We start from the raw sequence: 26,350 nt of genomic DNA on the forward strand, positions 1-26,350 counted from the left end.
CCGTGGCTGATCTCCAGATTCCCGCTGACATCAAGCCCGCCGACGGTCGCTTCGGCTCGGGCCCCAGCAAGGTGCGCGAGGAGGCACTCACCGCCCTGGCCGCGACCGGCACCTCTCTCATGGGCACCTCCCATCGCCAGGCACCCGTCAAGGACCTGGTCGGAAAGGTGCGCGAGGGCGTGCGGAGCCTCTTCTCGCTTCCCGAGGGATACGAGGTGATCCTGGGCAACGGCGGCTCCACCGCCTTCTGGGACATCGCGACCCACGGCCTGATCACCTCCCGCTCCCAGCACCTGTCCTTCGGCGAGTTCTCCTCCAAGTTCGCCAAGGCCGCCCAGCAGGCGCCGTGGCTCGGCGAGCCCAGCATCATCTCCGCCGACCCCGGCACCCACCCCGAGGCGCGCGGTGAGCAGGGCATCGACGTCTACGCGCTCACCCACAACGAGACCTCCACCGGTGTCGCCATGCCGCTCCAGCGCGTACCCGGAGCGGACGACGGGGCGCTCGTCCTGGTGGACGCCACCTCGGGCGCCGGCGGCCTGCCCGTCGACATCGCCGAGACCGACGTCTACTACTTCGCACCGCAGAAGTCCTTCGCCGCCGACGGCGGGCTGTGGATCGGGGTGTTCTCCCCCGCCGCCATCGAGCGGGCCGAGCGCATCGCCGCCTCCGACCGGCACATCCCGGCGTTCTTCGACCTGAAGACCGCGATCGACAACTCGCGCAAGAACCAGACGTACAACACCCCCGCGCTGGCCACCCTCTTCCTGCTCAACGACCAGTTGGAGTGGATCAACGGCCGCGGCGGACTCGACTGGGCCGTCGAGCGCACCGCGGACTCCTCAGGGCGGCTGTACGGCTGGGCGGAGAAGGCCTCCTTCGCCACCCCGTTCGTGACGGACCCCGCCCAGCGCTCCCAGGTCGTGGGCACCATCGACTTCTCCGACGACGTGGACGCCGCCGCCGTGGCCAAGGTGCTGCGGGCCAACGGCGTCGTGGACACCGACCCGTACCGGAAGCTGGGCCGCAACCAACTTCGGGTCGCCATGTTCCCGGCCGTCGAGCCGGCGGACGTGGAGGCCCTGACCGCCTGCGTCGACTACGTGATCGAGAACCTGTGACCGGTTCCTGAGAGCGTACGGGCGGCCCACCGCCGGGTGGGCCGCCCGCCCTCGTCGGGCGGGCCGTAGCGCCCCCGGCGGCACCCGTCTCCCCGGCGGCGCCGGTACCCGCACACGCGGCCCCGCCCCTCACTCGCGGCGGCGGAAGAGGCGGCGCAGGCCCCACCACACCGCGAGGGCGACAGCGAAGGTGGCGGCGCCGAGACCGAGCGTGCGGTCGTCGTCACCGGACGCGCCGCCCTCGCCGCCGCCGCCCTTGCCGTCGCCCTCGGACGAGGACGCCTCACGCACCGAGTCGGGCACGGCATCGCCCTCGAGCTGTACCGGCTCGACGCCGCTGCCCTCACCCTCGGAGCCGAACATCAACGTCCGCCCGTCAGGAGTGAAGGTCACCGACTCGCCCTGCCGCTGCAACGGCACCGCCACGGAGCCAATCTTGTCCGGCTTGCCGTCCTTCCACCGGTAGGCGTAGCCGCTGAAGTAGCCGCGCAGCACCAGCCGCGTGCCGTCCGGGGAGAACGCCCCGTCGGTGGCCTCGAAGTCGAGGTCGGCGACCCGCGAGAAAGTGTTGGTGCCCGCCGCGTCGAGGCGCCGCGGTCCTGCGTAGACGCCGGCCTCGCCCTTCGCGTTCTTGCTGGCGATGTAGACGCGCCCGGTCTTGGGGTGCACCATCAGCGACTCGGCGTTGCGGGGACCGTCGGCGTAGCGGACGGTGTAGCGCGTCGGCGTCACGGTGATGTCGCCGTGCAGCCGCTTCGGTTCGTGGAAGCGGTAGATCCACACCTCCGACCAGGAGCCGTCGAGGTTGTCGCCGATGTCGCCGACGAACACGTCTCCGTCGGGCCCGACGGAGATGGCCTCCACATCCCGGGGGTCGATGCCGCGCAGGACGACCCGGGCGACGGTCTTGCCCGTGCGGCTGTCGACGGCGTACACGTACGGTCCGTCGTCGGAGTCGTTGTGCGTCCAGTAGACGCCCTCGTGAGCGCGGCTGGCGGCCAGGCCACTGGACTCGGTGATGCGCGAGTCCCGGATCGTGAAGCCCTTGGGTTCGTCCGCCGCCCGGGCGGGAAAGGGGGCGGAGGCGAGCCCCGCGGCCAGGACCGCCGCGGCCAACGCCGCCTTCTGACGGATCCCGACGACGGACCCACGTGTGCGCTCAGAGGACATGGGCTCAAGTGTCCAGCATCACGGTGCGTGTCGGTTGGTGATCCACCAGGATGAGCGCATGCGCATCCTCTTCGTCGGCGACTCCATGACGATCGGAGCCGCGGGCGACCACACCTGGCGCTACCGGATATGGCAGCACCTGACCCGCACACTGCCGGACGGCACCGTCCACGTCGTCGGCCCGCGCACCGCGCTGCACGAGGACTCGCACCACTACGCCGACCCGGACTTCCCCGCACACGCGCGCGCCCACCTCGCCGGCTGGGGCGAGGGCTGGCTGCACATGGCGCCGCTGATAGGCCGGGCGGTGACGGAGCACGACGCCGACACGCTGCTCGTCTCGCTGGGCCTGATCGATCTCGGGTTCTACACGGGGCCCGAGCAGACACTGGCCAACGTCGAGACCTTCCTCGCCCGCGCACGGGCCGCGAACCCGACGTTGCGGGCCGTGCTGCTGCCCGTCATACCCAACGTGCGCGCGGCGAGCGACCCTTCGTTCGCCGCCGTGTGCGCGCACTTCAACACGCTGCTGGCCAAGGCGGTGGCCGAACACGCGCAGCCCCGTTCGCCGCTGCTGCTCGCCTCGGTGCCCGAGGACTGGTCGCCCGAGCGCGACACCTACGACGGCACACACCCCTCGGCCCACGGCGAGCACCGGATCGCCGCCGCGTTCGCCGACGCACTCCACCAGGCGTGGGCCGTGGGTGGGCCGTACCGGTTCACACCGGTCTGTTGACCACAAAAACCGCTCAGCCGTCGATACGGTCACCTTCCGCACTGCGCGCCGGTAGCCGCCCCCGGCCACCGGTCCGGCCCGTGAGGAAAGGACTGCCCGTATGACACCACGTCACCGCGCCCTCCCCCGCCGGGCGGTGTGGCTGCTGTACGCGCTGGCACCCGCGCTGTGCGCGCTCACCGCCGCACCCGGCACCCCCGCGGCCGCGGCAACCGGGCGAAAGGACGCGGGCGTGACGATCCCCGTGCAGCAGCACTCCTCCCCACTGCGGACCGTCTCCACCGCCGCCTACCGGCTCGACGCCGGGGAGAAACTCGCCCTGGACACCCCCGCCATGACCTTCTCCGTGGACTCATGGGGTTCCGGCCGGCCCACCAACATCGGCACCACCCTGCTGCTCACCTGCACGGGCCCGGACGGACGCCCCGCGCTGCGCGCGCACGACGGAGCCAACCTGACCCCCGACGAACAGCACAGGGAACCCGACATCCGCGCCCTGCTCGTCGCCGAGGACAGCGGAACCCACCGCTGCGAGCTGAGCGCCTCCGCCTACAGCACCGCCCGCGCCCCGGGCATGACCGTACGGCTGGCCGGGGAACAGCCGCTCGACGGCGAACGCGGACTGGTGAGCACCCGCGCGAGCCGCGACGCCACCACCTGGACGCGCCCCGCCGCGCAGGGCGACCTGCTGCTGCCACCCGGCACGGTGGCCGAGCCGATGACCACGCGCGAGAACGTGGGAGCCACCGGGCCCCTGCCCCGCACCCGCATGGACCTCGCGATCGACGCCGAGGTCACCGCCTGCAACAGGGCCGACGCCTACGGCCTGTGCGCGCAGCGCCCCGCGCACGCCTCGGGCGCCACGCTCGCCTCCTGGGTGGAGGTCCAGGGACTGGACGAGGCGGGCGAGCCGGTGGGCGCACCGCACAGGTCCCCCACCCAGACTCAGACGGTGAGCGCCGCCAAGCACCACACGATGCTGCACCACACGGTGCGGGTCTCGGTCCCCGGCGAGGTCGAGCAGTTGGACATCGCGCTCAAGACGCAGGTCGTCTCCGGGGATCACATGGTCTTCCACGCGGGCTACGGCTACGCGCGCGGCGTCCTGACCAAACCGCCCTCCGGGCTGCCCGAGATCTGAGCCCGCCGCGTCGCCCCGGGGACCCACGGGGCTCCCGGGCACCCGCGCCGCACGGCGAGGGCGGCAAATCCGGCGATATCCCGCCGACTGCCGCATCTTTCGCGTCGGAACCGACCGGCGCCCGTCGTCCGACGCGACCGGCGCGTCAGACTGTCGATCATGCGTGAGCCCGTCGACCGCACCCGCCGCACTTCTCGTGAACGCCCCGTGCGCAGCGGCCCGAGACCGCGCGCACAGGGCGCTCACCTCCCCCGACTAATGCGCGCTGACGCGCACTAACTGGTATGACAGTAACCGGAACGCTTCCCTCGACGCAACGCGGAACCACAGCCCGAACATGACCGAGCCACGACCGCACGGATCCGCCCGCCCCGGAGGGCGGACCGCCCGCACCCGCACCGCCGTCCTGGCGGCCGCCCGAGAAGAGCTGCGCACCCAGGACTACGCCACCCTCACCGTCGACCTGCTCGCCCAGCGCTCCGGAGTGCACGCCGCCACGATCCGGCGCCGCTGGCGCACGGTGGAGGGCGTCATCACCGACCTGCTCGGCGAGTACGGCACCAGCGCCATCCCCATCCCCGACACCGGCGACCTGCGAGGCGACCTGCACGCCATGGCGGGCAACATCGCCGGCTTCCACGCCGCTCCCGGCAACCGGCGCCTCGTCGAGGGCATCGTCGCCGCGGCCGCCAAGGAGCCGGGCGCCGAACAGGTACTGCGCGAGACGTTCGGAGGCCGGCTGCGCCAGGTCTCGGTACTGCTGGAGCGGGCCGTCGCACGCGGCCAGGTGCCGCCCGACACCGACACCGTGGAGGTCATCGCCGCCCTCAGCGCCCCCTTCTACTACCGGCTGCTGATCAGCCGCCGCCCCCTCGACGCCGAACTCGTCCGCACCAGCGCCGAGTCCGCCTACCTGGCCGCGACGCGCGGCGTCTTCCGCCGCCGCGCAACGGATGCGCCGGACGGCACGCCCCCGGACAGCACGCCCTCGGACGTCCCGCCTTCGGACGAGGCGCCCCCGGACGGCGCCACGCCGGGCGACACGACCAGCGGGTGACACGGGCCACGGGCGGCTAGCCGCCGCAGGCAGCAGGCCGCGGGCCACAAGGCCGCAGGTCCCGGGCGGCGGGCCGCGGGGCCGCCGGCAGCGGGCCGCAGGCCGCAGACCACAAGCGGCAGGCAGCGGACGGCGGGCCACAACCGGCAGGTACGGGCGGCGGGCCGCAAGGCCGCAGACGGCAGGCGACGGGCGGCAGGCAGCAGGCCGCAGACCGCAGGCCGCAGACGGCAGGCAGCAGGCCGCAGGACGCAGGACGAGGGGGGGCTCAGGTCGCGCGCGGGAGGTAATCTGCCGCGCGTCTTGCTTCGAGCGCACTCCAGCCGCCTAGCGTGGCCGCATGAGGTACACGCAGCTCGGACGTACGGGACTCAAGGTCAGCAGGCTCGTTCTCGGCACGATGAACTTCGGGCCGCAGACCGGCGAGGCCGACAGCCACACGATCATGGACGCCGCGCTGGACGCCGGTGTCAACTTCTTCGACACCGCCAACGCCTACGGCTGGGGCGACAACAAGGGCCGCACCGAGGAGATCATCGGCAGCTGGTTCGCCAAGGGCGAGGGGCGGCGCGACAAGACGATTCTGGCGACCAAGGGCTACGCCAACATGGCGGGCGACGGCGTGCCGCCGTGGCCCAACCACGACAAGCTCTCCGCCGTCAACATCCGCAGGTCCGTCGAGGCGAGTCTGCGGCGCCTGGGAACCGACCGCATCGACCTGTACCAGTTCCACCACGTCGACCGGGCCACGCCCTGGGACGAGATCTGGCAGGCCATGGACGTCCTCGTACAGCAGGGCAAGGTCCTCTACGTCGGCTCCAGCAATCACGCGGGCTGGCATCTCGCCCAGGCCAACGAGACGGCCGCGCGGCGCGGCTCGCTCGGGCTGGTCAGCGAGCAGTGCCTGTACAACCTCGCCGAGCGCCGCGCCGAGATGGAGGTCGTCCCGGCCGCGGAGGCCTACGGGCTCGGGGTCATCCCGTGGTCGCCGCTGCACGGCGGGCTGCTGGGCGGTGCGCTGCGCAAGGCACGGGAGGGCGGCGGTGGCCGCACCGCGTCGGGGCGCGCCGCCACCGCGCTGGAGGATCCGGCCGTCAGGGACCGGATCGAGGCTTACGAGAGTCTGGCGGCCGAGCACGGCCTGGAGCCAGGCGAGGTGGCCCTCGCCTGGCTGCTGTCGCGGCCCGGCGTCACCGGGCCGATCGTCGGTCCGCGCACCGCAGACCAGCTCACTTCGGCACTGCGCGCCGTCGAACTCGACCTCGGCGACGCGCTGCTCGCCTCGCTGGATGAGATCTTCCCGGGGCCTGGGCCCTCCCCGGAGGCCTTCGCCTGGTGAGGACCGCGGCTCAGTGACCGCTCAGTGCCGAGGCCAGGACGACCACGACGAAGAGCGCCACCAGCACACCGGTCACGATGCGCATTCTGGTCTTCGCGTTCACGGTCACCACGGTAACCGGCGGCTGCGGCGGGCCCTGGCCCGGCCCCGTCACCCGCCCAGTGGCCAGCACCCGACCGGCTCGTACCGGGGCTGCTCGCCCGGAACGCCGCTGGTGGGCGGCTCGCTGCGGACGAGGAGCAGGTCCTGTGCGCTCCAGCTGGAGCCCGTGAAGGGCTCCAGCTGGGCCACGTAGGGGCGCAGGTCGGGCGTGCCGCGGTTCCTGGCCCGGGCCAGTGTGAGGTGCGCCCTGAACGAGGGGTGCGCGTCGACGGGGAGCACGCCCGCGCGGCGGCCCGCCGCCGTGGTGGCCGCCGCGAGCCGGGTGAGGGCCGCGCGGTCGGTGTCCTGGTGCACGCCGGCCCACAGGGCGCGGTCGCCGAAGCGGCCGCCTGCGGCAAGGCGCATCGGGAGGGGACCGTGTGCCCGGTGCGCCACGCGGGCCAGGCGGGTGCCGAGGTCGTCCGCCTGCTTCTCGGGCACCTCGCCGTAGAAGCTGAGTGTGAAGTGCCAGCTCTCGGGTGTGGTCCAGCGCAGGTCCCCGGCGCCGGGGAGGCGGGTGAGCTGGCGTGTGAAGCGCGCCAGTTCCGCCACCGCCTCAGCCGGGGGCCACAACGCCGCGAACAGTCTCATGGGGCCGGACTCTGCCACAGCCGCCCCAGCGCCACGTACCGGGTGCCGGGATCACCTCGGGGAGCGTCTCCCGGACGGGCTTCCCCCACGCGGCGAGGGGCCCGGACGCGCCCCGGAGGGGCGCGGGGAACTGCTCCCCCTGGGGGCACCTCCCGGCCGGAGGCTGGGGGACTCCGGCCGGGAGGTGCCCCCACCAGCCGCAAACCACCCGCGGACCGCACGCTTCGAACAGTGGCACCCCCTGCCGGTACAAGCCCGCAGGAAGATCCCTACGCGGCCTCCGTCACCGCCTCCCGGCGGACGAACCGGACCGGCGGCTGGCCGCGCCGCAGGCTCACCGCTGGTCGCAGCCCCGCGATGCGCGCCAGTACGAGGGCCACGGCCACCGCCGCCACGGCGGAGATCAGGCCGCCGGCCAGGAAGCCCGTGCGGGCGCCGAAGGTGTCGGTGATCCAGCCCATGATGGGCCCGCCGATGGGGGTGCCGCCGACGAAGACCATCATGAACAGGCTCATCACCCGGCCCCGCATCGCCGGGTCGGAGGCGAGTTGGACGCTGGAGTTCGCGGTCACGTTGAACGTCAGGCCGGCCAGCCCGATCGGCGCCATCAGCGCGGCGAACAGCCAGTACGAGGGCGAGAGCGCGGCGACCATTTCCAGGACGCCGAAGACCAGCGCGGCGCCGGCCATCAGCCGCATCCGCGACTGGCCGCGCCGGGCGGCCAGCAGCGCGCCCGCGACGGAGCCGACGGCCATCAGGAAGTTCAGGGCGCCGTAGGTGCCCGCGCCCTCGTGGAAGACGTCGCTGGTGAAGGCCGTCAGCCAGATGGGGAAGTTGAAGCCGAACGTTCCGATGAAGCCGACCAGCACGATGGGCCACAGCAGTTCGGGGTGGCCGCGTACGTACCGCAGGCCCTCGCGCAGCTGGCCCTTGCCGCGCTGCACGGGTTTGCTGGTGTACAGCTCGCCCGCGCGCATCATCAGCAGCCCGATGAGGGGGGCGGCGAAGGAGAGGCCGTTGATCAGGAAGGCCCAGCCGCCGCCGACGGCGGAGATCAGCACGCCGGCGACGGCGGGTCCGACCAGCCGGGCGCTCTGGAAGTTCGCGGAGTTGAGGGAGACGGCGTTGCGTATCTGGGTGGGTCCGACCATCTCGGAGACGAAGGTCTGCCGGGTCGGGTTGTCGACGACGGTGATGAGGCCGAGGACGAACGCGAGCGCGTAGACGTGGGCGACCTGCACGTTTCCGCTCAGCGTGAGCGCGGCGAGCGCCAGCCCGGTCAGGCCCATGGCGGACTGGGTGGCGAACAGCAGCTTGCGCTTGGAGCAGCGGTCGGCGATGACGCCCCCGTACAGCCCGAACAGGAGCATGGGCAGGAACTGGAGCGCGGTGGTGATGCCGACGGCCGTGGAGGAGCCGGTGAGGCTGTGCACGAGCCAGTCCTGGGCGATGCGCTGCATCCAGGTGCCGGTGTTGGAGACGACCTGACCGAGGGCGAAGAGGCGGTAGTTGCGGATGCGCAGCGAGGCGAACATCGAGGTCTTCGCACCGGGTTGCGGTGCGGCGCCGCGCTTGTGCGGTGTGCCCCGCGGGGCGTCCTGCGCGGCGCCGGGCGGCGCCTCCTGCGGGGCGGAGCTGTGCGGGGCGCCTCGCGGGGCGTTGGGGGGTGGGTTCTGCGGCGCGGCGTGCGCGGCGTCTTGTGACGCGTCCTGCGGCGCCTCGTGCGGGTGGGTTTCGTCGGCTGCGGATGGTGCGGGTGCGGAGTCTGCTCCGTGGCCCGTACTCAAGCGGCTTCGCCTCCTGTTCTCGGTCGTATCTCCTTACAAGTGCGCCAGCTTCTCCAGCACCGGCGCGGCGGCACGCAGCGTCGCCCACTCGTCCTCGTCCAGCTCCTGGACCAGTTCGGCCAGCCAGGCGTTCCGCTTGGTGCGGGCCGCGGCGAGCATCGACACGGCCTGCCCCGTCTGGGTGACCACCTTCTGCCTGCGGTCCTCGGGGTGCGGCTCGAGCCGGACGAGCCCTTTGGACTCCAGCATCGCGACGATCCGCGTCATCGACGGCGGCTGCACGTGTTCCTTGCGGGCCAGCTCGCTGGGGGTGGCCGAGCCGCAGCGGGCGAGGGTGCCGAGCACCGACATCTCGGTGGGGCTGAGGGATTCGTCGACGCGCTGGTGTTTCAGCCGCCTGGAGAGCCGCATCACTCCGGCGCGGAGCGCGTTGACGGCGTCCTCGGCCTCCTGGTCGGCCGTGGGTACCTCCGCGGCCTCGGCGGCTCCGGCGGCTTCTGCCGTCCGGGTGGCCTCCGTGGGGTCCGTGGCATCCATGGCCTCGGCGAGGTGAGCGGCCTCGCGGAGCATGTCCGGCACGCCGGGTGGGGGCCCGTCCGCGAGTCGCGGAGCAGGGAGCTGTTCCGACATAATTCTTAGCCTACCTCATTACTCCGTCTAAAGAACACGGGTCGCAGCCCTCATGGGCTCACACGTACGAGTGAGTCGGGGCACATTCGCCGGACAGCGGCCGGGGTGGGTTCGCGACCGTTGTCGTATGACCAGCCTGACTCCTCCGTGTGACAACGACCACCACGGGCAGCCCGACTCCCAGGTGCTCAGCCTCCGCATAGAGGCCGCCCTGTTGGAGCGGTTGACCGACCACGCGGCCAAGCGCGGGATGAGCGTGCAGGACTACGTGGTCCGCACGCTCGTGCGCGACGACTTCGACGAACGCTTCAAGGCGTCCGTCGAGGAGACCGAACGCTTCTACGGCCGCTCCGCATGAGCCCCCCGATCACTCCGCGCACCGACCACTGCCCGCACCGCCCGCCGCGCGCACCGCCACGGTCCGGACCCGGGCCCGCACACACCTGTGCCCCTCCCGCCGTGGAGAGGGGCACGACGGCGCACCGGAGGGGCAGCGGCGGAGCTACTGCACCCCGAGCAGCTGTTCGATCGGATTGAGGAGGAAGTAGACGAGGAAGCAGAGGCCGACGACGTTGAGCAGCCACGGGATCTCGCGGATCCGCCCCGCGGCGGCCCGCAGGACGATGAAGGCGATGACGCCCATGCCGATGCCGTTGGTGATGCTGTAGGTGAACGGCATCGAGACGATCGTCAGGAACGCGGGGATGGCGACGGTCGCGTCGCCCCAGTCGATGTCCCGCACGTTGGCGGCCATGATCAGGAAGCCGACGACGAGCAGCGCGGGCGTCGCCGCCTGCGAGGGCACCACCTTGGCGAGGGGGGTGAAGACCAGCGCGAGGAGGAAGAGCCCGCCGGTCACCACGTTGGCCAGCCCGGTGCGCGCGCCCTCACCGACGCCCGCCGTGGACTCCACGAAGCAGGTGTTGGCCGAGCAGGAGCCGACTCCGCCCGCGGCGACGCCGACGCCGTCCATGAACAGGATGCGGCCCATGCGCGGCAGCTGCCCCTGCTCGTCGGCGAGCCCCGACTCCTCGCCGACGCCGATGATGGTGCCCATCGCGTCGAAGAAGCCGGACAGCAGCACCGTGAAGACGAACAGGCAGCCGGTCAGCCATCCGACCTCGTGGAAGCCGCCGAGCAGGCTGATGTCGCCGACCAGGGAGAAGTCGGGCGTGCCGACGACGGAGTCGGGCACCGTGGGCACCGACAGGCCCCAGGCCGCGTCGGGGATCTTGGCGACGGCGTTGATGACGATGGCGACGACGGCCATGGCGACGATGCCGATGAGGATGGCGCCCTTCGTCTTCCGCACGGTCAGCACGAACATCAGGACGAGGCCGAGCACGAACACCAGCACGGGCCAGCCCTGGAGCTGTCCGCCGATCCCGAGCCCGAGGGGGACGGTGGTCTTGGCGGCGTCCGGGTTGCGGGTCACGAAGCCGGAGTCCACGAGGCCGATGAGCGAGATGAACAGGCCGATGCCGATGGCGATGGCCCGGCGCAGCCCGTTCGGAATGGCGTCCATGACGCGCTGCCGCAGCCCGGAGGCCACCAGGATCATCAGCACGATGCCGGCCAGCACCACCATGCCCATGGCGTCGGGCCAGGTCATCTTGGGGGCCAGCTGGAGCGCCACCACGGCGTTGATGCCCAGCCCGGTGGCCAGGGCGATGGGGACGTTGCCGATGACGCCCATCAGCACGGTGGTGAGCCCGGCCATCAGCGCGGTGGCGGTGACCAGCTGCCCGTTGTCGAGCTGGTGGCCGTATTTGTCGGTGCCCGCGCCGAGGATGATCGGGTTCAGCACGATAATGTACGCCATCGCGAAGAAGGTGGCGAGCCCGCCGCGCAGCTCCCGGCCGACGGTCGAGCCGCGGTCCGAGATGCTGAAGAAGCGGTCCAGTGCGGAGCGGGGAGCGGGGGGCGGGGTGTCTCGCGGGGAGCCGGGGGAATCGACCGGGCTGGCCGAAGCGGGCATGGGTGACCTCGGGTACGTGCTGACGAAGCGGAACGGAGGGGTCCGACTGGATCAGCTTGGACAATCGCACGAAAGAATCCAGCCATCTCCAGTTGGTTTCAGTATGAACAAACGAACGGCCTGATCGCCAACTCCGCCCCCTGACCCCCCGACGCCCCTCGCTAGGCTGGGGTCCTGACAGGACCGGAAACGAGGGAGCCGTGGCGATGGGTCTGATGGACAAGTGGACCAACGGCGAGCGCGAGGCCCCCGAGCCGCTGGAGGGCAACGTCGTCGGCACGGTCGTGGCCGGCACCCTGATCTGGCTCGTCCTCTTCCTCGGCCAACTCCCCTTCTACGGCTGGTTCGCCGACAAGGGCCACTCCTGGTGGGTGTGGACCTGCGCCGCCGGAGCGGGCCTGGGCTGCGTCGGCATCTGGTACGTGCGCGCCCGGGACAAGGCGATCAGGCGGGCCCGGCAGGACTGAGACGGCGCGACGCGCCACCGTCCTCCTCGCGCCCCGAGTGCCCCGTACCGTCGAAACATGACACTTGCGGGCGAAGGTCTCACCGAGGCGGAAGTCGCCGAGCGCGTCGAGCGCGGGGAGGTCAACGACGTCCCCCCGCGCAACAGCAGGTCGGCCGCCGACATCGTCCGCGCCAACGTCCTCACCCGCTTCAACGCGCTCATCGGCGTCCTCTTCCTGATCATCCTGGTCGTCGGCCCGCTCCAGGACGGCCTCTTCGGCTTCGTCATCGTGGCCAACACGGGCATCGGCATCATCCAGGAGCTGCGCGCCAAGCGGACGCTCGACAACCTCGCCGTCATCGGGGAGGCCCGCCCCCGGGTACGGCGTGACGGGCGCACCACTGAGCTGCCCACCGACCGGATCGTGCTGGGCGACCTGATCGCGCTGCGCCCCGGCGACAAGTGCGTGGTCGACGGCGAGGTGGCGGAGGCGGACGGCCTGGAGGTCGACGAGTCCCTGCTGACCGGCGAGTCAGAACCGGTCGCCAAGCGGCCGGGGGACGCCGTGCTGTCCGGCAGCTTCGTGGTGGCGGGCACCGGCGCCTTCACCGCGACGCGAGTGGGCCGCCAGGCCTACGCGGCGCAGCTCGCCGAGGAGGCCAGCCGCTTCACGCTCGTCCACTCCGAACTGCGCGGCGGCATCAGCCGACTGCTGAAGTACATCACCTGGATGATGGTCCCGGCCGCGCTCGGCCTGATTCTCAGCCAGCTCGTCGTCGAGCACAACGACGTGCACGAGGCCGTGCGGCGCATGGTCGCCGGCATCGTGCCGATGGTGCCCGAGGGGCTGGTGCTGCTGACCTCGGTGGCCTTCGCCATCGGCGTCATCCGGCTGGGCCGCCGACAGTGCCTCGTCCAGGAGCTGCCCGCCATCGAGGGACTGGCGCGGGTCGACGTCGTCTGCCTCGACAAGACGGGCACCCTGACGGAGGGCGGCATGGACGTCGCCGAGGTGCGCGCCCTCGACGGGGCCGACGAGGCCTACCTGGCCCGGGTGCTGGCGGCGTTCGGAGCCTCCGATCCGCACCCCAACGCCAGCCTCCAGGCGATCGGCGCGGCCTACCCGGCGCCCGGGGACGGCCCCGGCGCCTGGCGCCTGACCGCAACCCTGCCCTTCTCCTCCGCCCGCAAGTACAGCGGTGCCGCCTTCGCCGAACCGGACGGCACCCCCAGCGCCTGGCTGCTGGGCGCCCCCGACGTGCTCCTGACGGCGGGCCACCCCGTACTGGCCGAGGTGGACCGGCTGGACCGGGAGGGCCTGCGGGTACTGCTGCTGGCGCACGCGGCGAACGGGCTGCCGCACAGCGGCGACGGCCTCCCGGACCCGGGCCCGCACCCCGGCGCCGGCCCCGACCCCGGCGCCCGCTCGGACGGCGGTCAGGCGCACGGGGAGCCCCTCACGCGTCCCGCGGCGCTCGTCGTCCTCGAACAGCGGCTGCGGCCCGACGCCGGGGACACCCTCGCCTACTTCGCCGAGCAGGACGTCGACACCAAGGTGATCTCGGGTGACAACGCGGTCTCCGTCGGCGCGGTCGCCGCGAAACTCCGGCTGCCCGGCGCCCAGCACCCCGTCGACGCGCGCGAGATGCCCGCCGACCGCACCCGCCTGGCCCGCGCGGTGGAGGGCGGAACGGTCTTCGGGCGGGTCACACCGCAGCAGAAGCGGCAGCTGGTGGGCGCCCTCCAGGCGGAGGGGCACACGGTGGCGATGACCGGCGACGGCGTCAACGACGTCCTCGCGCTCAAGGACGCCGACATCGGGGTCTGCATGGGCTCGGGCTCCGAGGCGACCAAGGCGGTGGCCCAGATCGTGCTGCTGGACGACAGCTTCGCGACGCTGCCCTCGGTCGTCGGCGAGGGCCGCCGGGTCATCGGCAACATCGAACGGGTCGCCAACCTGTTCTTGACCAAGACGGTCTACTCCGTGCTGCTGGCCGTGCTCGTCATCTGCTGGCAGGTCCCCTACCCGTTCCTCCCCCGCCACCTGACGCTGCTGTCCTCGCTGACCATCGGCATCCCGGCCTTCTTCCTCGCCCTGGCACCCAACAGGGAACGGGCCAGGCCGCACTTCGTGCGGCGCGTCCTGCGCTACGCGGTGCCCTGCGGACTGATCGCCGGGGCGGCCACGTTCGCCACGTACCTGCTGGCGCGGCACCACTACAGCGGCGCCGAGGCGCTGGCCGCCGAGACCAGCGCCGCGACGCTGACCCTCTTCCTGATCGCCATGTGGGTGCTGGCCATCGTGGCGCGGCCCTACACGTGGTGGCGGGTGGGGCTGGTGGCGGCGATGGGGGTCGCCTTCCTGGTGGTGCTGGCGACCCCGTGGCTCCAGCGCTTCTTCGCGCTCAAGCTGGTCGGCACCGCCGTGCCGTGGACCGCGGTGGGGGTGGCCGCGGTGGCGGGCGTCCTGCTGGAGGCCGCGTGGCGCCTGGTGGCCAGGCGGCTGCCCGCCTGACCGCGCCGGGAGCACGGCGGCCGACGGCGCCGCCGCGCCGCCGTCCCGGTGCCGTGACCGCTCCAACGGGTGCGCACCGGGTGGCGGAAGGCGGGGTCGCGGGGGCGGGCCCGCGGGGTAACGATGTGCTCGCCCAGCACACCGGAGCCCCACCTGAGCACCGAAGGAGAGCGGCCATGCCCGTCTGCGAGGTCTGCGACAACGACTACCCCCACACCTTCGAGGTCCGCGCCGCCGGACAGGTGCACGTGTTCGACTGCCTGGAGTGCGCGGCCCACAAGATGGCGCCCGTGTGCGAGAACTGCGGGTGCCGCATCCTGGGCCACGGTATGGAGACGAACGGCCAGTACTTCTGCTGCGCCCACTGCGCCCGCACCCAGGGCCGCACCCAGCTGGCCGACAGCGCGCCGTAAGGCCTCAGTCGAACCAGCGGGCCCGCGACAGCTCCACCGCCCGGCCTTGATCCTCCAGCAGGGCCGTCAGCTCGAAGCGGCGCGGCCAGGCGCCGCAGGACCAGGCCAGGGCCGAGGCGAGCCCCTCCAGGGTGGCGGCGTGGAGGGTGCCGTCCGGGGTGCGGCGCCAGTCCAGGTCCACCCCGCCGAGCACCAGCTCCTCGTGCTCGCGGTAGTGGGAGGGCGCGTGGGGCAGCAGTTCCCGCACGGCGGCGGGAACCTCCCGCTCGGTGCCGGGCTCCCGCGGCACCAGCTCCGCCGCCGCCTCGCTCGCCCGCCGCACCTCCAGCAGGCCGGCCAGCTCGGCCGCGTGGGCGGGTGCCACCGGCAGCAGGGCGCGGTCCGCGAGGAGGGGGAGCACGTCGGGCGCGTCGGCCACCAGGGCCTCGGCCGCGTCCACGACGACCGTCTCGCCGCCGCGCACCGCGCGCAGCTCGTCCGGCAGCGTCACCGTCTCCGGGTCCAGACCTGCCGAGGCCAGCAGGGTGTAGAGGCCGTGCAGCTGGGCGGGGTCCCCCTCGTGGGCGGCGTGCGCCGGGGAGGGCAGGTCGGGGTCGGCGAGGCGGGTGAGGAGTTCGGCGGCTCCGCCGGGCTCGGCCAGCAGCGCCGCCGCGGTGGTGCGGACGCCGAGAGCCCGCAGGACGCGGTCGTCGGTGACCTCTCCCGGGTCGGCCTCCTCGTAGAGCCCGCGCAGCAGCGGGTCGGCCCTGGCGGCGCGCAGCCCGGCGGGGCGGCGGCCGTCGAGCACGGGATGGCCGCGCAGCCACCAGGCGGTGTAGGGGCGGACGCCGGTGACGGTGCCGTCGGCGAGGCGTACCCGCACCGGCGCCGTCAGCGCGTCCCGCAGCGGCGGCCTCGCGAGCATGGCCAGCGCCTCGGGCCAGCACGCGTCGTCGACCAGGTCGAGGTCGCGCACGGCCACCAGTTCGACCGCGACCGGCGGGACGGCGTAGCCGGCGTCGGCGTCGGTGTCGTCCGTGTGGCCGTCGGCCGCCAGCTGGTCGAGCACGTCCTCGCACCACACGTCGACGGCGTCCAGCAGCCCCGGGTCGTCGGGTTCGGGGTAGTCGCTCTCGCGCGGCTCGAAGCCGTCCGGGTCGAGCACGACGTCCTCGGCCCGCACCAGCGCGAAGGCCGCCTGCACCCCGACGGCCGTCAGCGGCCCCTCGCCCCAGCGCTCGGCCAGCTCCGCGTCGCAGGCGGCCAGTTCGCCCTCGCGCAGCACGCGCGCGAACGGGGAGCCGGGGTAGACCAGTTCGGCCGCCGGCATCGGCTCGCCGTCCTCGTCGGGCAGCGCGAGAGCGCCCAGCCACGGCTCGTCGCCCGGCGCGAGGTGCGCGTCGCGGACGAGGCCCAGCACCGTCTCCACCAGCTCCTCGGGCGCCAGGCCGCCGTCGTCCTCGTCCCAGGCCTCCTCCGCCTCCAGCGAGGCGGCCACCGCGGCGCGCACCTGCGGGGTCGTCAGCACGGCGTGCGGCGTGGCCGTGGTCGCGCCCAGCCTCTCCAGCAGCGGGTGTACGGCCTCGGCGTGCGCGGCCTTCAGCCCCAGGCGGGCCAGCCTCCCGCCCGTGACGGCACCGTCCGGCAGCGGCAGCAGCACATGGCGGGGCCCCACCGCACGGCGCCCGTCGGCCAGCGGCACGGGCAGCCCCGTCAACCGCTCGGGATCGACCCCGGCGAGCGAGTCGTACAGCCGCCACCACCAGCCGGGCTCCCGCTCCACACCGGTGAGCCGGTCGACGGCCTCGCCCAGCGGCACCCGGGCCACCTCCAGGGCCCGCAGCTCCGGCCTGCGCTCCAGCCCTGCGGGCAACAGGTTGCCGAACACCTCCGCGAGGACGGCGACGGTGGCCGCCCCCGCGCCCTCGATGATCTCGGCGTCGCGGGGGCGCAGCGCGTACCGTTCGCCCGGCTCCGCCGGTTGTTCCCCGTACCCGCGGACCGCCGCGCTCGCCAGGAACGGCACCTCGGGCAGCCGCTCCAGCACCAGCGCGCGCAACCGGCCGTCCAGCTCGCCCAGTCCGAGCGGGCCCGGCACCAGGTCCAGGGTCCCCGGCGCCACCGGGTGCCACCCGCGCAGCAGCTCCGCGTAGGCGTCGGCGGCCCGCCCCAGCAGGAACCGGGTCAGCGGGCCCGGCGCGACGTGGCGGCGGGTCGGCTCCAGCGGGAAGGAGGCCAGCAGCAGCGCGGGGAACCCCAGCGGCTCGTCCGTGGGCGTGGGCGCGTGCACACACGCCGCCGTACCCGGCTTGACCGGAGACCCCTCGCCGTCGACCGGCACCGCCCAGGTCAGGGACCAGCCAGGGCGCGTGCGCTCCTCCACGGGCCGGTCCGCGAGCAGTTCGGCGTCCGCGACCCCGTGCGCGGCCGCGAGGCGCCACCGGGTCGATCCGGTGGCCGAATCCTCGATCCGGACGTGGGCGCCCTCGTCGTGGCGCGTCAGGGTGCGCGCAGGGCCTTCGGGTTCGCTGACGACGACGACCTCGCTCAGCCCCGGCAGCGCCAGCAGCAGCGCGTCGTCCACCGCGTCCAGCAGCCGCCCGACCAGGTCGTGCGCGGCCTCGTCCCGCAGCGGGAGCAGCACGGCCGTGTCGTACCCGGCAGGCACCACCGCCTGGCCGTACGCGGCGGGCAGGGGCAGCCGCAGCAGCGGCACGTGCCCCTCGCGGCGGTCCAGTTCCGCGGCCAGATCCGGGCTGTCGGCGGCGGCCTGCCGCGTCAGCTCCCCGGCCTCGGTCAGCGACCAGCGCACCCCCTGGCCCGACCTGTCCACGACGGCCGGCGCGTCGGTGACGGCCAGCACGGCGGAGAAGCCGACACCGAACCTGCCGACGGCACCCAGATCGGGCTCGTCGCGCTTGGCCGAGGCCCGCAGGGTGGCCAGCGACTCGACACCGGCCGCGTCCAGCGGCTGCCCGGTGTTGGCGGCGCTCAGCGTGCCGTCCGCGCCCAGGCAGAGCCGCAGCCGTCCCGCGACGCCCGCGCGGGCCGCGGCGTCCGAGGCGTTCTGTGCCAGCTCCACCACCAGCCGGTCGCGGTAGCCGCCCAGCGCGAGATCCTGCTCCGCGTTGGCGTCCTCACGGAAGCGGGCCGCGGACGAACGCCACGCCTCCAGCACCCCGTGCCGCAGCCGTCCGGTCCCGAACGTGTCCGCGGACGCGTCCTTCGGCCTCGCCCCGAAGCTGTCCCTCACGCCACCGGCCTCCTCGGCACTCGCATCCCGCCCCGTCGTCCCGCCCGGCGACTTCCGCGGCCGGGCGAGAGGGAAGAGTACGGCACGCCGCGAAGGGCCCGCCCGTTCAGCCGCCCGTGCCCGTGCTCCTAGCACCCCGCCGGGGCGGCCGGTCGTGAGGTGCCGCGGCCGGGGCTGCCGGGTGCCGGGTGCGGAGGGGCGCGGTCAGCCGGAGGTGTCAGGGGCGTTCAGGCCGGAGGCCGGCGCGGGGTTTCCGGGCCCCTCGCGCGCCTCGTCCGTGAGGCCGAAGGGGTCGGCCAGCGTCTCGTCGACGACCGGGGGCGGCGGCTGCGGGGTGCGGGGCATGACCGCCGCCTCGGAGTGACCGCCGCAGCCGAACGCGAGGGAGACGACGTGGCCGTCGGCCGGGCTGTACTCGTTGGCGCAGATCCCGAACGCCTGCCGCAGCGAGCCCGCGACCGGGACGAGGAAGCCGCAGCTCATGCAGGCGGCCGGGGCCGCCTGCGCCATCGGCGTCTTCGGCCCGTACGACTCCTCCCAGCGGTCGGCCGCGGTGTGCAGCCCGTAGCGGGAGAGCACGCGGGACCTGCCCATGCCGGGCTCGGCGGCGACGCCGCCGATGGCCGCGCGCAGCGGCCCCGCCTCCTCGGTGCCCTCGTCGGCGACGGGCGAGTCGGGCAGCGGCTCGTCCTCGCCGGAGAAACCGGGCTCCAGACGCAGGTCGTCCGCGTCGGTGGGCAGCAGATCGCCGGGCCCCAGGTCGCCGGGGCGCAGCCGCTCGCTCCAGGGCACCCACTCGGGGGCGAGCAGCGCGTCGGAGCCGGGGAGCAGCACCGACTCGTCGACCGTGACGTTCTTGGCCCGCGAGGCGCGGGCGACCGTCACCGCCCAGCGCCACCCGCGGTAGCCGGGCTCGTGGGCCTCGAAGAAGTGCGTGACCACGCGTTCGGCGTCGGCGACGGCCTCGATCCACGCGCCGACCACTCCGGGCGCCGCCGCCTCCTCGGCCGCGGCCCTCGCCAGTTCCACGGCCTCGGCACACAGCTTGTCGGGGGCGCGCCGGCTCCGCGCTCCACGGCTCGTACTCCGGGTCGCGGCAGTCATGCAGCACTCACAAGAATCGTCTCTCCTACGCCGTAGCGCCGTTGTCGGCGTGCACTGCCCGGACGGCCACGAGTGGAGGGGCCGGGTCGGGGACGGAGCGGGACCGGGTGGCCGCTGCGACGTCCGCGCCCGCGCTCAAAGGCCATACGGTGCGCACCGTTCACCCACGCTACCCCACGGGGTCACGGAAGAAATCCGCAGCCAGCCCTCGGACGGCTCGTGCTGTCCGCTCAGGGGAGAAACGAACGCCCCGTTCTGGTGCACACTGAACGGCGTGCCGCTCGACAAGCTCGGCAAACCCAGCACAGGCAGCAGGGCGCGCCGTCTCGCACGCGGCCTGCGGCGGCCACCTGCCGCCCTGGCCCGCCGCGTGCGACGCGCCACCCACGCGGGCGGCGCGGGGGAGTCCGGGCTCGGCAAGCTCATCGAGCTGCACGCCGTCAACTCGGCGGGCGACATGCTCATCACGGTGGCGCTCGCCTCCACCGTCTTCTTCTCCGTCCCCACCGGCGAGGCCCGTGGGCGCGTCGCGCTCTACCTGGCCGTGACGATGGCGCCCTTCGCGCTGCTCGCCCCCGTCATCGGTCCGCTCCTCGACCGCGTCCCGCACGGGCGGCGCGCCGCGATGGCCGCCGCGATGCTGGCCCGCGCCCTGCTGGCGCTGACCATGGCGGGCGCCGTGGCCACCGGCGGCCTGGAGCTGTATCCGGCGGCGCTGGGCGTGCTCGTCTCGTCGAAGGCGTACGGGGTGGTGCGCTCGGCCGTGGTGCCCAGGCTGCTGCCGCCACGGGTGTGGCTGGTCAAGGCCAACTCGCGGGTGACGCTCGCGGGGCTGCTGGCCACGGGCGCCGCCGCGCCCGCCGGTGCGGCCCTGCACGCGCTGGGCGCCAAGTGGCCGCTGTACGGGGCGTGCGCGCTGTTCCTGCTGGGTACCTTCCTCTCCTTCTCTCTCGACCCCAAGGTCGACTCGGCGAAGGGGGAAAGCCCGGCCAGGCTGGCGCGGACCGCGCCCAGCGACGGGGCGGGCGAGGAGCGCGGAGCCGGGCGGCCCGGTCTGCGCACGGTCGGCGTCTCGGTGGTCAGCGCGCTGTGCGCCAACTCCGCGCTGCGCGCCCTGTCCGGGTTCCTCACCTTCTTCCTGGCCTTCCTGCTGCGCGAGCACCCTTTCGACGGGCTGTCGGCCGCCGTCTCGCTGGGCCTGGCGGGTGTCGCGGCCGGGGGCGGCAACGCCCTGGGCACCGCGCTCGGCGCCTGGCTGCGCGCCCGCGCCCCCGAAGTGCTCCTCACGGCCGCGCTGCTGACCGCCCTGGCCTCGGCCGTCGTCGCCGCCGTGCTGTACGGAACGGTCGCCGTCACCGCCGTCGCCGCCACCGCGGGCATCGTGCAGGCCCTGGGGAAGCTGTCGCTCGACGCGCTCATCCAGCGCGACGTCCCCGAGCAGGTCCGCACCTCCGCCTTCGCCCGCTCCGAGACCCTGATGCAGATGTCGTGGGTGGCCGGCGGCGCGCTCGCCATGGCGCTGCCGCTGGCGGGGCGGCTCGGCATGGGGGTGGCCGCGGGACTGGTCGCGGTCGGTGTGGGCACTGCCGTACGGCGGCTGCTGGGCGCCGCGCGGCGCGGGACGCCGCATCCGCGGGTGGTGTGAGCCGCGCGCGGGGTGGTGCCGGTGCTCGCGGCGCGGCACGCCGCACCCCCGCGCGGTGGAACCGGGGGCGCCCGATAGCCTGCCCGCATGAGCAAGCTCGCGCGGCAGGGCCGCATGTCGTCACAGTCGCGGCGGGGCGTGCGCACCGCCTCCGCCCTCGGTGCCGCCTCGCTCGGCCTCGTCGCCCTCTCGGCGTGCGAGCAGCCGAGCCCCATGGTGACCGCGACGGTCGGCGGGGACTCCGTCTCCACCGAGGCCGCCTGCTACGACGACGGCAAGGCGATCCCGCAGGACGAGGTGCGCAAGTGCCTCGGCAAGAAGGCCGACGAGACGATCTCCGTCAGCACCGGTGACAAGCTGCGCATCGGCGTCGACCCGAAGACCGCGGACGACGGGTGGCTCGTCCTGGTCGACGGGAAGCCGGCGCTGTCCGAGCCGCTGAACAAGACCTACTACTCCTTCCAGGGCGAGGTCTTCTTCCAGCAGGCCTCCGCCTCGGGGCAGCCCTCGGCGCCGAAGAAGAGCGTCCAGGTCACCGTCGTGCAGACCTCCGGCGGCGACTTCAACGGCATCTGGCACCTGAACCTGAAGAACAGCAAGAAGTAGGGGGCGGAAGCCACCGGCGAGGGGACGGCGAGGTGCTGCGGCGGTTTCGGCGGGTGCTGGTCGTGGCGGCCGTGCCCGCGGAGCGGGAAGCGGTGGCGGCGGCCACCGCGGGGACCGCGCCGCACTGCGACGTCCTCGTCGGCGGGGTCGGCCCGGCCGCCGTGGCGGCCCGCACGACCACAGCCCTGATGACGGCCGCACACGAGGGCCGCCCCTACGACCTGGTCGTCTCGGCGGGCATCGGCGGCGGCTTCGCCGCCAACGGTGTGCACGTCGGCGACACGGTGATCGCCGACCGCCTCGTCGCCGCCGACCTGGGCTCCGAACTGCCCGGGAGCGGGGAGGATCCCCCAGGCTTCGCCTCCGTCGCGGACCTGGGATTCGGCACGAGTGAGCACCGCCCCGCCGCCGCGCTGGTCGGCGCCGTCGCCGAGGCCACCGGCGGCAGGCGGGGCACCGTGCTCAGCGTCTCGACGACCACCGGCACCCGGCGCCACGCCGACCTGCTCCTGACGCGGTATCCGACGGCGGCCGCCGAGGCGATGGAGGGGTTCGGCGTCGCCGAGGCCGCGACGGCGCACGCCGACGGTGTGGACTTCCTGGAGATCCGCACCGTCTCCAACGCCGTCGGCCCCCGGGACCGTGCCGCATGGCGGATTCCGCAGGCGCTCGCCGCGCTCACGGCCGCCTTCGGCACGCTGGTCCCTTAGCACGACACAGAAGGAGTCCGTCATGGCCACAGCAGCGCCGCTCTCGATCGCCTACTCGCCCTGCCCCAACGACACGTTCGTCTTCGACGCGTGGGCGCACGGCCGGGTACCGGACGCCGCTGCGCCCACGGTGACGTTCGCGGACATCGACCTCACCAACGGCATGGCCGAGCGCGGCGAGTTGGACGTGCTGAAGGTCTCGTACGCGGTGCTGCCGTGGGTGCTCGACCAGTACGCGCTGCTGCCGTGCGGCGGGGCGCTGGGCCGCGGCTGCGGTCCTTTGGTGCTCACCGGTCAAGCAGGTGACGCGGCGGCACTGAGCGGGAAGACCGTGGCCGTCCCCAGCGAGCGCTCCACCGCGTACCTGCTCTTCCGGCTGTGGGCCGCCGCCGAGGTGCCCGGCGGGGTGGGCGAGATCGTGGTGATGCCGTTCAACGAGATCATGCCCGCGGTGCGCGACGGCAAGGTCGAGGCCGGGCTGGTCATCCACGAGGCCCGCTTCACCTACCAGAACTACGGCCTGCACAAGCTGGCCGACATGGGCGAGCACTGGGAGGCCACGACCGGGCTGCCCATCCCGCTCGGCGCCATCATCGCCAAGCGCTCGCTCGGCGCCGGGACACTGGCCGAGCTGGCCCGCGCCATCCGCACCTCGGTACACATGGCCTGGCAGGACCCGGAGGCCTCCAGGCCGTACGTGCTGGAGCACGCGCAGGAGATGGACCCGGCCGTGGCCGAACAGCACATCGGGCTGTACGTGAACGAGTTCACCGAGAACCTGGGCGAGGACGGCTACGCGGCGGTCCGCGGGCTACTGGAGCGTGCCGCCGCCGAGGGACTCGTGCCGGCCCTCGGCCCTGACGCGCTGGCCTTTCCGTAGCGCGCCGTACCCGCGCCCCCGGCGGGGGCGCGGGCGCAGGTCAGACGTCGAGCTGGTCGGCGACCGCGCGGAGCATGCCGGCGATCTTGCGGCCGTGCTGCTTGTCGGGGTAGCGGCCGCGCTCCAGGGACTGGGAGACGCCGTCCAGCAGTGTCGTCAGGTCCTGCACGATGGAGGCCAGCTCGTCCGGCTTGCGGCGCTGCGCCGCCGCCACGGACGGGGCCGGGTCCAGCAGCGACAGGGAGAGCGCCTGGTCACCCCGCTGTCCGGCGACGACGCCGAACTCCACCCGCTGTCCGGGCTTGAGCGCGTCCACCCCGTCCGGGAGGACGGACGAGTGCACGAAGACGTCACCGCCGTCGTCGCGGGAGAGAAAGCCGAAGCCCTTCTCGCTGTTGAACCACTTGACCTTGCCGGTAGGCACGTCTGTCCTCGTCCTCGTACTCGTCCGGATGCACCGGGCTGCGGCTGGCTGGAAGCTGCGGCTGGTTGAAAAGCTGCGGCTGTCTGGAAAACTGGCTGCTGGGGCGGGGCAGGCCCCGGGACCACCGCTGGCGCCCCCGACCCCCGATCCCCCGGAATAGCAGTCGGGCGGGCCGCATGACCCGCCACCACCAAGGTTAATGGCCCGGGGCTCCGTGGCAAGGTGCCACAGAGCGCAGGGCTCTTCCCATGGTGCCGAGCGCCCCGCTGCCGGAGCACTCGCATGCGGATCTACCCTGTGTGGGTGAACACTGAAACTCCGTCCGCCGGTGATCTTCTCGTACGTATCGGCGGGATCGTCTTCCTGATCGGCGCCGTGGCCACGGTCGTCACGGTGGCCCCGCTGTTCCTGGGCACCTCGCCTTTCCCGTCGCCCGCCTACCTGGTCTGCATGCTGATGGGCATCGGCTTCACCCTGGCCGCCGCCGGCGTCGTACGCACAGCCTTGGCCCAGCGCCGCACCACCCCCCACACCTGACGCGCCCGACGGGAGCCCCGAAGGGGCGCGGGGAACTGCGCGACCAGCCACAATCAACCCGCGGACCGCACACCCCGAACAGTGGCACGCCCTCGACGGAAAGGCCCCGGAAAAAGCCCTACGCGGCCGTACGGCCGTCCCCGGCGAAGGCGGCCAGCCACGAGGGGAAGCCCGCCAGACCGGGCAGCACCACGTCGGCACCCTCAGCAGCCAGCTCGGCCGCGCCACACGGCCCGGTGGCGACGGCCACGGAGACCGCACCCGCCATCCGCGCACCCCGCACGTCCCCCACGTGGTCGCCCACGTACGCGGAGGCGCCGTGCGCGGTCAGCGCCTCCGCCTTGCCCTCCGCCCACAGGTCGCCGACCAGCACGTCGGGGCACAGGCCCAGGTGTTCCAGGTGCAGCGCCGCGCTCGGCCGGTACTTGGCCGTGACGACGAGGGTGCGCCCACCGGCGGCCTGGACGGCCTCCAGCGCGGCGCGGGCACCCGGCATGGCGGTGGTCGGCTCGATGGCGTGATCCGGGTAGAGCCGGCGGTAGCGCTCGGCCATGGCCGGGATCTCCTCCGCGGGGAACCAGTGCGCCATCTCCTGCACCAGCGGCGGACCGAGCCGGGTGACCACCAGGTCCGCGTCGATGTCCACGCCCGTCTCCTCCGCCAGCCTGCGCCAGGTGGCGTGGATGCCGGGGCGGGAGTCGATCAGCGTCATGTCGAGATCGAACCCGACCGTGGGGCCCGGGCCCGAGGACGAAGCGTGCGCAACCATGCCGGATATTCTGCCTTGCCCTTCGGCGCGCGCTGAGGCAGCCTACTGACACTTAGGTCGGCCTTACCCACCTGCTCCCCGGCGCCGGGGAGCGGACGAGGAGAGAGCGGCGCCATGCCATCCCCACCCCGACCGTCCGGCCAGGGCATCGGCTACACCGCCGCCGACCGGATCCTGGACGAACTGGAGGCCGACCTCACCGAGTGACGGCACCCGCCCCGGCGGGCGCTCCTACCCGGCCGCCGGGCGGCGGGCGCGCCACACCAGGTAGAGCGCCGTGGCCACCGCCGCCACGCGCAGCGAGACGGGGAAGACGTCCCCCATCGCCTCGCGCAGGGCGTCACCGCCCTCGGCCAGCGGCTCGCCCCACCGGCCCTCGGTACGGCCCCACAGCCACACACCGGCTCCCACCACGACGAGCCCCGGCATGCCCAGGGCCGCCCACTTCGCCTCGGTACGGCTCAACTTGGGCGACCACCAGGCGGCCAGCCACCCCGCGGCCAGCGGGATCAGCGAGCCGATGACGGCCCCCGCCACCAGCAGGACGGCGGCCGCCAACTCGACGAAACCGCCGCGCCGGGCGACGGCCTCGCCCTGGGTGCGCCGACGGCGCCGCCACAGCAGGAGGGCGCCCAGCCCCGGCGCCACACCGGAACCACCGGGCGCGGGCGCGGCGGCCCGTTCGGCCCCCGGGGCGCCGGGCGCGGCCGCGGGAACGGCCCGCGCGCGGGGGGCCTGCGGTGTGGCCGGCTCGTCGTCCCCGGGAGGCGGCTTGAGCAGCTCGGGCAACTCGATGCCGCCGACGAAACCGGGCACCGGCTCCCCCGCCGCGACGGCGTTGCTGCCTCCCGGTCCGCTGCCGAAGGGGCTGGGGTCGACACGCCACCAGTCGGGATCGCTGTCCTGGTCGCCCAGCTCGTCGAGGCTCGCCAGGTGCGGGGAGGACGCCCCGAAGGCGGCGCTGGGGGCAGCCGAGCGCTGCCCGGGCACGGAGGGACGCCCGGTGACGGGCACCTCCGGCGCGGCAGGGGCCGCCGGGGCGGCGTCCGCGGAGGCCGAGGGCGCGGAGGGCGTCGGCGCCGACGTGCCCGTGACCTGCCCGCCACCCGCGGAGGCCACCACGTCCTCGGGGCGGCCGAGGCGGTCGAGGATCTTCTGGACGGCGGCCTTGGTCACCGCGCCGCCGTCCGCGGCACGCGCCCTGTCGATCTCGCCGCGCAGACCGCCGACGAGCTTGGCCCGTTCGGCAGCGGTCATGCGTGTGCTGTGAGCCAGGTCCCCGACCCGGCTCAGATAGTCGAACACGAGATGGTCGCTCTCGATCCCCACCAAGTCTCCACAACCCGCTAGCCCTTACCGACCTTGCCCCGACGGTA

At 73.7% G+C, this 26,350-nt stretch carries 24 protein-coding genes; 14 read left to right on the top strand and 10 right to left on the bottom strand.

Annotated elements, in window-relative coordinates; all coding sequences use genetic code 11:
• The first annotated feature begins 2 nt into the window (after nucleotides 1-2).
• Nucleotides 3-1,121: a phosphoserine transaminase gene (gene serC, locus DTL70_RS03090; protein ID WP_114020257.1), complete on the top strand. Its 1,119-nt coding sequence runs from the start codon at nucleotides 3-5 to the stop codon at nucleotides 1,119-1,121.
• A 129-nt stretch (nucleotides 1,122-1,250) separates the two neighbouring features.
• On the opposite strand, the gene DTL70_RS03095 is transcribed toward serC, so the two are convergent.
• Nucleotides 1,251-2,291 (bottom strand): esterase-like activity of phytase family protein, encoded by a 1,041-nt coding sequence (locus tag DTL70_RS03095; protein WP_114020258.1) that lies wholly within the window; start codon nucleotides 2,289-2,291, stop codon nucleotides 1,251-1,253.
• 58 nt (nucleotides 2,292-2,349) lie between these two features.
• Here DTL70_RS03095 and DTL70_RS03100 point away from each other — a divergent pair, with 58 nt between their 5' ends.
• From DTL70_RS03100 to DTL70_RS03120, 4 genes are all read left to right on the top strand, one after another.
• Nucleotides 2,350-3,027 (top strand): GDSL-type esterase/lipase family protein, encoded by a 678-nt coding sequence (locus tag DTL70_RS03100; protein WP_114020259.1) that lies wholly within the window; start codon nucleotides 2,350-2,352, stop codon nucleotides 3,025-3,027.
• A gap of 100 nt (nucleotides 3,028-3,127) precedes the next feature.
• Nucleotides 3,128-4,168, top strand: a complete 1,041-nt coding sequence (locus DTL70_RS03105) for a hypothetical protein (protein WP_114020260.1) — start codon at nucleotides 3,128-3,130, stop codon at nucleotides 4,166-4,168.
• A 337-nt stretch (nucleotides 4,169-4,505) separates the two neighbouring features.
• A complete protein-coding gene (locus DTL70_RS03110; protein WP_114020261.1) occupies nucleotides 4,506-5,225 on the top strand; it encodes a TetR-like C-terminal domain-containing protein in 720 nt (239 codons plus the stop codon).
• 340 nt (nucleotides 5,226-5,565) lie between these two features.
• Nucleotides 5,566-6,564: an aldo/keto reductase gene (locus DTL70_RS03120; RefSeq protein ID WP_114020263.1), complete on the top strand. Its 999-nt coding sequence runs from the start codon at nucleotides 5,566-5,568 to the stop codon at nucleotides 6,562-6,564.
• Nucleotides 6,565-6,714: 150 nt separating this feature from the next.
• Here DTL70_RS03120 and thpR read toward each other — a convergent pair whose 3' ends face one another.
• The 3 genes from thpR to DTL70_RS03135 form a co-directional block, all read right to left on the bottom strand.
• A complete protein-coding gene (gene thpR / locus DTL70_RS03125) occupies nucleotides 6,715-7,296 on the bottom strand; it encodes an RNA 2',3'-cyclic phosphodiesterase (RefSeq protein WP_114020264.1) in 582 nt (193 codons plus the stop codon).
• Nucleotides 7,297-7,565: 269 nt separating this feature from the next.
• Nucleotides 7,566-9,083 carry an MFS transporter gene (locus tag DTL70_RS03130; RefSeq protein WP_114020265.1) on the bottom strand — a complete coding sequence of 506 codons (1,518 nt, stop codon included), beginning with the start codon at nucleotides 9,081-9,083 and terminating at the stop codon, nucleotides 7,566-7,568.
• A gap of 33 nt (nucleotides 9,084-9,116) precedes the next feature.
• Complete coding sequence (locus DTL70_RS03135) at nucleotides 9,117-9,494, bottom strand: MarR family winged helix-turn-helix transcriptional regulator (RefSeq protein ID WP_242757573.1); 378 nt, start codon at nucleotides 9,492-9,494, stop codon at nucleotides 9,117-9,119.
• A gap of 346 nt (nucleotides 9,495-9,840) precedes the next feature.
• On the opposite strand from DTL70_RS03135, the gene DTL70_RS03140 reads away from it, so the two are divergent.
• On the top strand, nucleotides 9,841-10,071 hold the full coding sequence (locus tag DTL70_RS03140) for a hypothetical protein (protein ID WP_114020266.1): 231 nt from the start codon (nucleotides 9,841-9,843) through the stop codon (nucleotides 10,069-10,071).
• A 144-nt stretch (nucleotides 10,072-10,215) separates the two neighbouring features.
• Here the strand turns inward: DTL70_RS03140 and DTL70_RS03145 are convergent, their stop codons facing one another.
• On the bottom strand, nucleotides 10,216-11,691 hold the full coding sequence (locus tag DTL70_RS03145) for an NCS2 family permease (protein ID WP_114020267.1): 1,476 nt from the start codon (nucleotides 11,689-11,691) through the stop codon (nucleotides 10,216-10,218).
• A 206-nt stretch (nucleotides 11,692-11,897) separates the two neighbouring features.
• Between DTL70_RS03145 and DTL70_RS03150 the strand changes: the two genes are divergently transcribed.
• The 3 genes from DTL70_RS03150 (at nucleotide 11,898) to DTL70_RS03160 (ending at nucleotide 15,067) form a co-directional block, all read left to right on the top strand.
• Nucleotides 11,898-12,158 (top strand): DUF2530 domain-containing protein, encoded by a 261-nt coding sequence (locus tag DTL70_RS03150; RefSeq protein ID WP_114020268.1) that lies wholly within the window; start codon nucleotides 11,898-11,900, stop codon nucleotides 12,156-12,158.
• Nucleotides 12,159-12,215: 57 nt separating this feature from the next.
• The gene (locus tag DTL70_RS03155; RefSeq protein WP_114020269.1) at nucleotides 12,216-14,654 is read left to right on the top strand and encodes an HAD-IC family P-type ATPase; all 2,439 of its coding nucleotides are present in this window, start codon (nucleotides 12,216-12,218) and stop codon (nucleotides 14,652-14,654) included.
• A gap of 176 nt (nucleotides 14,655-14,830) precedes the next feature.
• On the top strand, nucleotides 14,831-15,067 hold the full coding sequence (locus DTL70_RS03160; RefSeq protein WP_114020270.1) for a hypothetical protein: 237 nt from the start codon (nucleotides 14,831-14,833) through the stop codon (nucleotides 15,065-15,067).
• A gap of 4 nt (nucleotides 15,068-15,071) precedes the next feature.
• Here the strand turns inward: DTL70_RS03160 and DTL70_RS03165 are convergent, their stop codons facing one another.
• Entirely contained in the window at nucleotides 15,072-18,299 is a 3,228-nt protein-coding gene (locus tag DTL70_RS03165; protein WP_114020271.1) for a sacsin N-terminal ATP-binding-like domain-containing protein, read from the bottom strand.
• A gap of 204 nt (nucleotides 18,300-18,503) precedes the next feature.
• The gene (locus DTL70_RS03170) at nucleotides 18,504-19,403 is read right to left on the bottom strand and encodes a DUF3027 domain-containing protein (RefSeq protein ID WP_114020272.1); all 900 of its coding nucleotides are present in this window, start codon (nucleotides 19,401-19,403) and stop codon (nucleotides 18,504-18,506) included.
• Between the two features lie 274 nt (nucleotides 19,404-19,677).
• On the opposite strand from DTL70_RS03170, the gene DTL70_RS03175 reads away from it, so the two are divergent.
• The 4 genes from DTL70_RS03175 (at nucleotide 19,678) to DTL70_RS03190 (ending at nucleotide 23,244) form a co-directional block, all read left to right on the top strand.
• On the top strand, nucleotides 19,678-21,048 hold the full coding sequence (locus DTL70_RS03175) for an MFS transporter (RefSeq protein ID WP_114020273.1): 1,371 nt from the start codon (nucleotides 19,678-19,680) through the stop codon (nucleotides 21,046-21,048).
• Between the two features lie 87 nt (nucleotides 21,049-21,135).
• Complete coding sequence (locus DTL70_RS03180) at nucleotides 21,136-21,654, top strand: DUF2771 domain-containing protein (protein ID WP_114020274.1); 519 nt, start codon at nucleotides 21,136-21,138, stop codon at nucleotides 21,652-21,654.
• 32 nt (nucleotides 21,655-21,686) lie between these two features.
• Nucleotides 21,687-22,364: a futalosine hydrolase gene (locus DTL70_RS03185; RefSeq protein ID WP_114020275.1), complete on the top strand. Its 678-nt coding sequence runs from the start codon at nucleotides 21,687-21,689 to the stop codon at nucleotides 22,362-22,364.
• Between the two features lie 22 nt (nucleotides 22,365-22,386).
• A complete protein-coding gene (locus DTL70_RS03190; protein WP_114020276.1) occupies nucleotides 22,387-23,244 on the top strand; it encodes a 1,4-dihydroxy-6-naphtoate synthase in 858 nt (285 codons plus the stop codon).
• Nucleotides 23,245-23,284: 40 nt separating this feature from the next.
• On the opposite strand, the gene DTL70_RS34730 is transcribed toward DTL70_RS03190, so the two are convergent.
• Entirely contained in the window at nucleotides 23,285-23,668 is a 384-nt protein-coding gene (locus DTL70_RS34730; protein WP_114016134.1) for a cold-shock protein, read from the bottom strand.
• Nucleotides 23,669-23,950: 282 nt separating this feature from the next.
• Between DTL70_RS34730 and DTL70_RS03200 the strand changes: the two genes are divergently transcribed.
• Nucleotides 23,951-24,205 (top strand): hypothetical protein, encoded by a 255-nt coding sequence (locus DTL70_RS03200; RefSeq protein WP_114020277.1) that lies wholly within the window; start codon nucleotides 23,951-23,953, stop codon nucleotides 24,203-24,205.
• Nucleotides 24,206-24,323: 118 nt separating this feature from the next.
• Here DTL70_RS03200 and DTL70_RS03205 read toward each other — a convergent pair whose 3' ends face one another.
• Together DTL70_RS03205 and DTL70_RS03210 are read right to left on the bottom strand one after the other, a co-directional pair.
• Entirely contained in the window at nucleotides 24,324-24,974 is a 651-nt protein-coding gene (locus DTL70_RS03205) for an HAD family hydrolase (RefSeq protein WP_114020278.1), read from the bottom strand.
• Between the two features lie 231 nt (nucleotides 24,975-25,205).
• Entirely contained in the window at nucleotides 25,206-26,303 is a 1,098-nt protein-coding gene (locus DTL70_RS03210; RefSeq protein WP_114020279.1) for a hypothetical protein, read from the bottom strand.
• Nucleotides 26,304-26,350: the final 47 nt, after the last annotated feature.

Source organism: Streptomyces diacarni (assembly GCF_003323715.1).
In the GTDB taxonomy this organism is placed as follows: Bacteria; Actinomycetota; Actinomycetes; order Streptomycetales; family Streptomycetaceae; genus Streptomyces; species Streptomyces diacarni.

Bases quoted from the DNA above. Each gene is read 5' to 3' on its own strand.
- DTL70_RS03095 (WP_114020258.1), bottom strand. From the start codon at position 2,291: ATGTCCTCTGAGCGCACACGTGGGTCCGTCGTCGGGATCCGTCAGAAG.
- DTL70_RS03100 (WP_114020259.1), top strand. From the start codon at position 2,350: ATGCGCATCCTCTTCGTCGGCGACTCCATGACGATCGGAGCCGCGGGC.
- DTL70_RS03105 (WP_114020260.1), top strand. From the start codon at position 3,128: ATGACACCACGTCACCGCGCCCTCCCCCGCCGGGCGGTGTGGCTGCTG.
- DTL70_RS03110 (WP_114020261.1), top strand. From the start codon at position 4,506: ATGACCGAGCCACGACCGCACGGATCCGCCCGCCCCGGAGGGCGGACC.
- DTL70_RS03120 (WP_114020263.1), top strand. From the start codon at position 5,566: ATGAGGTACACGCAGCTCGGACGTACGGGACTCAAGGTCAGCAGGCTC.
- thpR (WP_114020264.1), bottom strand. From the start codon at position 7,296: ATGAGACTGTTCGCGGCGTTGTGGCCCCCGGCTGAGGCGGTGGCGGAA.
- DTL70_RS03135 (WP_242757573.1), bottom strand. From the start codon at position 9,494: ATGCGGCTCTCCAGGCGGCTGAAACACCAGCGCGTCGACGAATCCCTC.
- DTL70_RS03140 (WP_114020266.1), top strand. From the start codon at position 9,841: ATGACCAGCCTGACTCCTCCGTGTGACAACGACCACCACGGGCAGCCC.
- DTL70_RS03145 (WP_114020267.1), bottom strand. From the start codon at position 11,691: ATGCCCGCTTCGGCCAGCCCGGTCGATTCCCCCGGCTCCCCGCGAGAC.
- DTL70_RS03150 (WP_114020268.1), top strand. From the start codon at position 11,898: ATGGGTCTGATGGACAAGTGGACCAACGGCGAGCGCGAGGCCCCCGAG.
- DTL70_RS03155 (WP_114020269.1), top strand. From the start codon at position 12,216: ATGACACTTGCGGGCGAAGGTCTCACCGAGGCGGAAGTCGCCGAGCGC.
- DTL70_RS03160 (WP_114020270.1), top strand. From the start codon at position 14,831: ATGCCCGTCTGCGAGGTCTGCGACAACGACTACCCCCACACCTTCGAG.
- DTL70_RS03170 (WP_114020272.1), bottom strand. From the start codon at position 19,403: ATGACTGCCGCGACCCGGAGTACGAGCCGTGGAGCGCGGAGCCGGCGC.
- DTL70_RS03180 (WP_114020274.1), top strand. From the start codon at position 21,136: ATGAGCAAGCTCGCGCGGCAGGGCCGCATGTCGTCACAGTCGCGGCGG.
- DTL70_RS03190 (WP_114020276.1), top strand. From the start codon at position 22,387: ATGGCCACAGCAGCGCCGCTCTCGATCGCCTACTCGCCCTGCCCCAAC.
- DTL70_RS03200 (WP_114020277.1), top strand. From the start codon at position 23,951: ATGCGGATCTACCCTGTGTGGGTGAACACTGAAACTCCGTCCGCCGGT.
- DTL70_RS03205 (WP_114020278.1), bottom strand. From the start codon at position 24,974: ATGGTTGCGCACGCTTCGTCCTCGGGCCCGGGCCCCACGGTCGGGTTC.